Here is a 9,484-nt window from a genome sequence, read left to right as displayed (position 1 = left end):
TCGTGTCCTATCTGATTTACCCTATGGGATTACGGTTGAATTTTGGGCGTTCCCAATCTATGGCTCGGTTACCCTTCCCATTTGAGCCTTATATCAGATTTCTGTTCGTTAGAACATCGACTTTGCTGATGGCTTCCTTCAGATTTGTAGTCACCTACAACACCCTTGCCAATCGCTAGTACTTCCTATCAACTCGGCGTACACAGGAACTTACATCCTGCTAGTATATCACCATGCCCGACATACAAAAAAAGCTGTCCCCTCTGGGGACAGCCTTATATAGAAGAATAGAATTAAACTATTCTACTGTTTTCAATAAATCTTCAATAGCACCTTCAAGCTGCTGATCGATACCTTTATCAATCTTACCAGGCATATTTTTAATAATGACTTCAGGAACAGTTTGATTGTTCTCCATCCATTCGCCTTTTTTGTTTTTAGCACTTACAGGAACAGATCCCCATAGTACATTCCCATTTTGCAACATTTCCCATCCTGCAAAACTACAAGTTCCTGGAACTGGCATACCAATCATTTTACCGATCCCCAAATCTTGATAACCACATGCAAAACAAGAACCATCGCTATATTGTGCTTCACCTACCAAAGCAACACTTGGCTTAGTCCAACGGTAACTAGGTTCGAAACCTAATACTCTGTCTTCAACAGCATAGTCGATAAAACGAACACCTGTTAAAAACATTGAAAGGTCACCAACTAGGTCACCACCCCCATTAAAACGTGTATCTACGATCAATCCTTTTTTATCGAAGTACTTACCCATAGCCTTTTCGTAAGTATCACGATATTTTCCATCGCTCATACCAGGAAGATGCACATAGCCTAATTTTCCCTGACTCAATTCCTCAACATCAGCCTCATTCATCTTAATCCAACGCTCATACAATAAATCCCCCTCTGCTCTTAAAGAAATAGGTTTCATTGTAATATCCTGAGATTTTTTAGTTGCCGGATCGTACACATGTAACAAGGTAAATTGTCCAGCCTTTCTATTTAGATATTTAGCAAAATCAACATTCGTATCGATACTAAGACCATCGATATGCTGAATAATCATGCCCGATTTAATTTTGATATGCTCCTTATCGAGAGGCCCATTCTTTATAATTTCAGTAATCTTGATTCCTTGACCTTTGTATGAATAATCGAAGAACACACCTAATGAAGCAGTATTATCAGCGCCAGACATACCACCGTAATAGCGAGCTCCACAGTGAGAAACATTCAATTCACCTAACATCTCAGATAACATCTCAGAAAATTCAAAATCATTCCCTACTGATCCAAGTTTAGCTTGATAGTTCACTTTTAAAGCATCCCAATCAACACCATGGTAATCTGAAACATAAAACATTGATTTCACTCTCTTCCAAACATGATTGAACATGTTTTGACGCTCAGCTGAAAGATCTAAAAGCATTTCACTACTTGTCGCAACAGATTTCTTTGATTTTGCTTTTAAATCAATAGTTGAAATATGTCCGTCAGATAAAAGGAAAAGTGTTTCGATCTCCTTATCCCACTGCAAGCTACCAGACTTAGCACCTAGAGGCATTAACATCTTAGTTTCCTTAGTACGCAACTTAGTGGTCCATAGATTGTATCCCTTTTCGAATTTAGCCAAGTAGTATAAATCCTCTCCATCTTTAGAAAGTACAGCATCACCTAATTTTGATGAATGAATAGTCAGTCTTTCTTTTCTATCCTGAAGGCCATCCCAGTCGAACTTAATAGCTTTTACTTCTGTCTCTTTCTTCTCGTCCTTATCTGTTTCCTTTTTATCTTTCTTGTCAGAGTCTTTCTTATCCTTTTTATCTTTCTCTTCTTTGTCTTTCTTCTCCTTATCACTTATTTCTTTCCAAAGCTTATACTCGTCTTTACTCATATGGAATTTATCCCAAGCATCATTAGTTAAGAAAAGAGAATAAACATCCATCTGCTTAGAACCAGAGTTAGCATGAGAACGCATCCCATTTCTATTACTAAACCATAGGATCTGCTTGCCTTCATTTACCCAAGTTGGAGAATAGTCGCCATAACCACTTTGAGTCAGATTAATCATTTCTTTAGATCCATCAACAGATAACAATACAGATTCGTCGTTCGCCATAGTTGGAGCGTAAGAAACCAATAACCACTTGCTATCAGGACTCCACTGGTAATACTGATCGCCGTCACCCATATAATACAACTCGTTTGGAGTCATTAGTGTGCGGCTTTTCTTTTTCTCAAGGTTAAATATTCTTAGCGTCGTCTTATTCTCGATGAAAGCAATTTCCTTTCCATCAGGAGAGTATTCAGCTTGATAGTTCTCGTTATCATTAACTATGACATTTTCTTCTTTCAATACAGTTGAAGCAAAGAAATAAGGTTCTTTCTCGTTAACACGCTTTGTTTGGTATATTCCCCACTTCGCATCGCGCTCCGATGAATACATAATCGCTTTTCCATCAGGAGAGAAACTTACAAATTGTTCCTGAGCTGGTGTATTGGTAATACGTTTTGTCATTTTAGATTCTACCGAAGAAACGAATACCTCACCTCTTACGATATAAGCCACTTCTTTTCCATTAGGAGAAATAGCCATTTCCTTGATATTACCTGACACTGGCAATACTTTCATGTTATTGTGTCTGGCTTCAGAACGAACTTCAACCTTAACCAGTTTAGGGTTCTGATTCTCAGCCTTGGTATACAAATCACCATTGTGGGTATAACAAAGTGTTCCGTTGTTGGCCATACTCAAATAACGCACAGGGTGCATCTTAAAATCAGTAATCTGCTCATTTACAGATGGCTTCTCAATAGTCATTTTGTGAACATTAAAACATCCACTTTCTTCACTTAAATAGTAAAGACTCTTCTCATCGGTAGAATAAATTGGGTTACGATCTTCACCTTCGAAACTTGTAATTTTAGAATGAGTATCAGTCACTACATCGTATTTCCAAATATCACGAGTGATGGTCGATTTATGATGCTTACGGAAATAATCTTCTCCACCTTTCTTATCGATATAAACCAACTCTCGTCCATCTTTACGAACTTGAACCTCTTCTGCAGGAATCGTAAAGATTTGTTCAACACGCCCACCCGATACTGCTACTTGATATAGCTCTGGTTGTGAACCGGTATTATACTGACGATGTTCTTTAGTATCTAAACGTTGTCCTCCAAAAATAACGTTCTTATCATCGGCACTAAATGAAAAAGGTCGCTCATCTCTTGAATGATATGTCAATCGTGTTGGCTGTCCACCATCAACGTCAACAACAAATACATCCATATTACCATATCGCTCCGATGCAAAACATATTTGCGTTCCCGCATGATTCCAAACTGGCATATAATCATGAGCGTCATGAAAAGTTAAATTTCTTGCTTCACCTCCTTCAGAAGGAATCAAGTAGATATCTCCTTTATAGGAAAAAGCGATTTGTTCGCCATCAGGTGAAATAGCAGCGTAGCGTATCCACTGATTACTTTCTTTCGCAAATAACATTGTCCCCGACAGGATGCACAACATTAAGACCAAGATCTTTTTCATTTTATATTCTATTATTTGTTAGTAGGCATGCGTAATTTGAGCAGATAACTCTTATTCACATTTTTGTCATTTATGATTAAGATCCCAAAATTAAAGAAACTTAAGCTGAAATAATATAATTAAATGACAATTTAGTTTTCTCAAACAATTCAACGGTTAAACTCAGGTTTGCAGAAGATATTACTTAGAATTAACCAAAAAAAAAAACCCTTAAGTCATCAACTTAAGAGCTTCATTAGCATATCCTTATTTACATCTAATTTCGTTCTCTATTCATATGTCTACCGCCGTCACCTTTAATACGACGTAACAACATGCCCTGAAATTGTTTTTCGGCCAAATGCAAATCTAGAATCTGCTTAGCAGAAAGTACTTTCTTAAACTTATAGTGATACTCCCTTTCCATCTTAGCCTTCTCTACTTTTAAATCTGCCATTCTATCACTAATCTTAATTAATTCATCTTCCGCTAAATTTTCTGAGCCTGGTTTCAAATTTTCAAGCAATTGTCTAAACTCTTTATGAAAAGATTCCTTTTTATTCTTCATTTCATTATACAAAGGCCAAAACTGCTGTGCTTCTTCAGGACTTAGCTCTAACTGTTGGGTGATAAAAGAAATCTTTTGAGCTTCAATTTTTGCTCTCATTTCAGGTGATTTTTCACCTCTATGCCCTTGAGAGAATACTATAGAGCTATAAAGCATTATAATGGTTAGAAAACTTATGATTTTGTACATGATCGTTTCTTATTATTAAAACTTATAGGTTTGCGAGTAAAATGTCGGTATCAATATCTGAATCCGAAAGATAATCAATAATGTCATCAGATGTAGCATCCTTCAAATCATCAAAAAATTGAGCATCTACTTCATTGTTTGCAGCTTCAACGGAATCGACATGAGCATTAGCTTGTAATGCTTCATTCCCGAATGAAGCTATTTTATACTCAGGAGATATGGAAACCGATAAAATGATACGTGCAGCAAATACCAAAACAAAAATACTGGCCGCCATCCACATATAAGGTTTAAGTTGAACGAGCAAAGATCTCTTTTCTTCTACTTGCTCAAACTTATTTTCCTCTTGCTTGATTTTTTCTTGTATCTGCGCTCCCAAATTATCAAAGTAATTCTCTGGAACTTTATATGGATTATCGTTCTTCATCTGATAATGATTTATTCTTAATTCATTAAAACCTTATCATTTATTGGACTGGTTTTAAAACTAATGGTTTAATTAGACCTCTCTAGAAATTAAAAAACTTTCAATTTTCTTTACCGCATGATGGTAAGATGCTTTCAAGGCTCCAACAGAGGTTTGAAGAATGCTTGAAATCTCTTCGTATTTCATTTCGTCGAAATATTTCATATTAAAAACCAAGCGTTGCTTTTCGGGCAAAAGTACAATCGCCTTTTGTAGCTCCAACTGGGCTTTATCTCCATCGAAATAAGGATCACTCTCTAAACTTGCCAGAAGTAATTCTTCTAATTCGCCATTACCTGAGCCAAAATGTTTACGCTGCTTTTCCTTTAGAAAGCTTAAAGCTTCATTCGTTGAAATGCGATACAGCCAGGTAAATAGTTGAGATTGCGAGTGAAAATTACCAAGCCCCTTCCATATCTTTACGCAGGTATTTTGTAACACATCATCTGTATCGTCATGTGAAATAACAATTTTCCGAATCTGCCAATACAAGCGTTCCTGATATTTTTTCAGCAAGAGACCAAAAGCTTCGTCTTTGGTAGCCTCATCACGAAACATCTCTAAAATATCATCGTCTGATTTGTTTATCATCAATTACAACTTTTTAATATCCTTTAAAAGTAAGCATTCCAATAAAGGTGAATAGGTCTTTGACGAAAAAAAATCCGTTTGGTTTAATCCTAATTCCCATATTGGCAAAATTAACTAATAAAGTATGAACAAGGCACAAAAAAATCCGAAGCCTTTCGACTTCGGATTTTAAATATTTCGATATTGTTACAACTAAGCTAATAGCGCTTCAATTTCTTTTACAATATTTTCAGCAGTAAAACCAAATTTCTCATCAAGCACATTTGCTGGTGCTGAATAACCAAAATGATCTAAACCAACTGATTTACCATTTGCTCCAACTAATCCTTGAAGCGTTACAGGCAAACCTGCAGTTAATCCTAAAGTAGGAATTCCAGCAGGAAGAACTTCAGCTTGGTACTCTGCTGATTGCTGACGGAATAATCCTTCAGAAATAACAGAGACGATCTGAATATTCAAGTTTCCTTTAGCACGTATAAGTTCAGCTCCAGCTACAAGTGTTGAAACCTCAGAGCCACTAGCTAAAAGAACCACATCAGGAGTTGTAGCAGGCTTTTCAACAATGTAAGCACCTTTTTCTGCTTGTAGAGCCTCTTCGTAACGTTTGCCTTTTGAAGGAAGATCTTTAATATTCTGACGAGACAAAATAAGAGCTGTTGGTGTCTTTGTATTTTCCATAGCCATTTTCCAAGCCACAGAAGTTTCCAATGCATCAGCAGGACGAAGAGCTAAAAGACTCATCTCTCCAGAGTGATTTTTAATTTGTTCCATCAGACGAATTTGAGCTTCTTGCTCAATTGGCTGATGAGTTGGCCCATCCTCTCCTACACGGAAAGCATCGTGTGACCAGATATATTTTACAGGAACTTGCATTAAAGCTGATAGACGAACCGCTGGCTTCATATAATCAGAGAATACAAAAAAGGTTGCACAAGCAGCCCAAACACCACCATGTAATGCAATACCATTACAAATAGATGCCATTGTTAATTCAGCAACACCTGCCTGAAGGAATGCTCCAGAGAAATCACCTTTAACTAATGCTTTTGTATTATTCAAGAAACCGTCTGTCTTATCAGAGTTACTTAAGTCCGCTGAAGAAACGATCATATTATCAACCTTCTTAGCCAATTCAGCTAATACCGTTGCAGAGGCAACACGAGTCGCTACACCTGATTTCTGAGCGATTGCTTCATAATCAATTTCAGGAGCTTCCATTTTGAAAAAGCCTTCTAACTTAGTAGCCAATTCTGGATTTGCTTTAGCCCACTCAGCTTGTTCAGCTTTTTTAGTTGCAGCATAAGCTTCTTTCTTAGCTAATACTTCCTTATAATAAGCTTCAACTTCTGGGAAAATCTGGAATGGATTTTCTGCGTTTCCACCAAGATTCTCAATTGTTTTAGCTAGTGATGCACCTGCAGCTCCCAATGGCTGACCATGAGTCGAAACCATATTTTCAAAGCTACATCCGTCAATATCAACAGCACCTTTCCCCATTAGAGTTTGGCCAATGATAAGTGTTGGACGCTCAGTTTCTTCGTTTGCAGCCTTAAGGGCAGCACGAATTGCACTTGCATCATTACCTTTAATAGTAATAACATGCCATCCCCAAGCTTCGTATTTCTTAGCTGTATCTTCGCAAGTTACTTCTTCAACCTTAGTTGATAATTGGATGTTATTTGAATCATAGAACATGATCAAATTACTCAATCCTAATGTACCTGCAATACGACCAGCACCTTGTGCAATCTCTTCCTGAATACCACCATCAGAGATAAAAGTGTAAGTTTTATGAGCCATCCACTCGCCAAAACGAGCAACAAGAAAACGCTCAGTTATAGCAGCACCTACAGCCATTGTATGTCCTTGTCCTAATGGGCCTGATGTATTCTCAACACCTCTTGCTTGATCAACCTCAGGGTGACCAGGAGTTACACTACCCCATTGTCTGAAATTTTTCAAATCATCCATGCTGTAATTGCCTGTCAGACTTAAAATAGAATACAACATTGGTGACATATGACCTGGGTCAAGGAAGAAACGATCACGATTCGCCCATTTCATGTCGGTTGGGTCGAAATTTAAGAATTCCGAGAAGAGTACATTTACAAAATCAGCTCCACCCATTGCACCACCAGGATGTCCAGATTTTGCTTGTTCAACCATAGCAGCTGATAGTATTCGAATATTGTCCGATGCCATATCAGTTACCGATAATTCCACTTGTTTGTCCATTTCTTTTGGCTCCATTCTAGTCAAGAGTTTTTAGATGATTAAAAAATCTGGTTCAGATTTTATTTAATGCCCGCAAATATACGAAAATTATAACGGGATAGCCTAAATAATTGAATGCTCGATAGAATTAAAAACGAACTTTCAAAAATTCATAATAGAAAAGATAGCTAGATCATTAGCTCATGAAATATGTGGATGCGAAATGGGTAAACAATAGATAATTAAATAAAAGAAATAATCGTGTACATATTTATAATCGAACAGCGATGGAACTTCCCGAATTAATTATAAAAGATCGTTTCTTGGTATAATGTGACAACTGAACTGTTTTACTCCTAAATACCAGATGATAGTTTCCAGGTTGAAGTGTTAGTGTGTTACGCAATTCTCTACTATCAAGTGCGCATACCCACACCATTTTCCCTTCAATTTTCAGGAATAAATCACAAGGCCCATAAGTTGGTTTAAAAACTGTAACTAAACCAGGCCGCGGAATATCAATCACAGTCGTTTCAGAAGCCCTGATGTTTACATCCATTTTAATACGTGGTAAGGTCAATAGTTCTATGCCGTAATTCCCAACCAAGTATTTCTGCTCGTAATCAAACGCTTGTACATTTATTGTTTCAGCATCCTTTTTAACGATACAACTCAAATTCTTAAATAAATTAGTTCGTTGTGAAGTAATCTTCAATTTCCCTTGCACAGCTCTAAACCCGACGACAGAATGTTTCCCAGGTTCGATTCGAACACTATCTGAATGTAATTTTGGAAGAGTGTGAACCGTAATATCATAAGTAATAAGTGGATCAAGAAAAAGAGTATCAGGTAAGCCCATCGAATTCATAGTATGCATATACTGATAGCGTAATTTCCCTGTTGTATGATTATAAAAAGTCATGGTCACATTACTCTCAGTAGGTTTATCATTCTCATCCAACAAATTAACTTGCATTGACGTTTTATCAAGAACCTGAGATATCACATAATTCAATGTTCCTCCAAAGTTTCTCTCTTTACTAACTTCAAGAAACTCGCCTACACATTCAAAACTTTTTTTGTATTTCTTATCAAGGCCAATTCCAATAATAAAAGGTTCAAGAATAATTCCTTTTTTCTGCAGATCTTCAGAAACTGCACAAGGATCACCATCACATGCTTCAACACCATCAGTAATTAAAATAACAATATTCCGCACCAGCTCATCAGATTCCGGGAAATCAGTTGCAGCCTTAGAGAGTGCATAGGCTATGGGTGTTGTTCCTCTTGCACTTAAATAACGAAGAGTTTGACGAATTTCACCTGCATTATCAAAGGAAAAAGGGACCTCTAATCTTGTATCTTCACAATCCTGTGGTGGGAATGAGCTTTGATGACCATATACTCTAAGTGCCATTTCAACATTACTTTCAAGCTCCAAGCTATCGATCATTTCAATCAGAAAATCTCGAGCCACATTCATCTTTGTCGATTTTTCCCATCTTCCATTCATACTTTGAGAAGCATCGAAAATGAATAATATTCGTGTTTTCTCCTTTACCGTTTTTATCTTTTGAGGAAAAGCTTGAACAGTAATCATACTTAGAAGCAAAAAGAAACAATATTTTAGTAATCTTTTCAAGTTTCAGTCTATTGGTAAGAAGGCCTATCATTTATAAAAATAAGCATCCTTATTAAGTCTTAAGAGACTAGCTTATTTATTCTCTCAATATAATGAAAATTATATAGATGTTACAATTCTTCGCTTGTTCAATAAAAAACGAGGGTGTCCAAAATCAAGGACATCCTCTTTTTCATTAATCCTTCTCGAAAGTATTTTTTAGTTGATTATTGCTAATTCAAATTTACGGTTCAGCATTTTTGCTTTAAATAAGTCAAAAATCACTTC

6 protein-coding genes are annotated in these 9,484 nt (G+C 36.7%); all 6 read right to left on the bottom strand.

Annotated elements, in window-relative coordinates; translation table 11 throughout:
* Positions 1-298: 298 nt before the first annotated feature.
* Entirely contained in the window at positions 299-3,568 is a 3,270-nt protein-coding gene (locus DWB61_RS17160) for a S41 family peptidase (RefSeq protein WP_125032170.1), read from the bottom strand.
* A gap of 256 nt (positions 3,569-3,824) precedes the next feature.
* Complete coding sequence (locus DWB61_RS17155; protein ID WP_125032169.1) at positions 3,825-4,304, bottom strand: hypothetical protein; 480 nt, start codon at positions 4,302-4,304, stop codon at positions 3,825-3,827.
* 22 nt (positions 4,305-4,326) lie between these two features.
* The gene (locus tag DWB61_RS17150; RefSeq protein WP_125032168.1) at positions 4,327-4,731 is read right to left on the bottom strand and encodes a hypothetical protein; all 405 of its coding nucleotides are present in this window, start codon (positions 4,729-4,731) and stop codon (positions 4,327-4,329) included.
* A gap of 72 nt (positions 4,732-4,803) precedes the next feature.
* Positions 4,804-5,361 carry an RNA polymerase sigma factor gene (locus tag DWB61_RS17145; protein WP_125032167.1) on the bottom strand — a complete coding sequence of 186 codons (558 nt, stop codon included), beginning with the start codon at positions 5,359-5,361 and terminating at the stop codon, positions 4,804-4,806.
* A 192-nt stretch (positions 5,362-5,553) separates the two neighbouring features.
* A complete protein-coding gene (locus DWB61_RS17140) occupies positions 5,554-7,611 on the bottom strand; it encodes a transketolase family protein (RefSeq protein WP_225423414.1) in 2,058 nt (685 codons plus the stop codon).
* Between the two features lie 235 nt (positions 7,612-7,846).
* Entirely contained in the window at positions 7,847-9,217 is a 1,371-nt protein-coding gene (locus DWB61_RS17135; protein WP_125032166.1) for a vWA domain-containing protein, read from the bottom strand.
* Between the last annotated feature and the right edge of the window lie 267 nt (positions 9,218-9,484).

This window comes from Ancylomarina euxina, assembly GCF_003863355.1.
GTDB classification, from domain to species: domain Bacteria; phylum Bacteroidota; class Bacteroidia; order Bacteroidales; family Marinifilaceae; genus Ancylomarina; species Ancylomarina euxinus.
The sequence above is the reverse complement of the archived record's forward strand: the minus strand, read 5'-3'. Positions and strand labels throughout refer to the sequence as shown.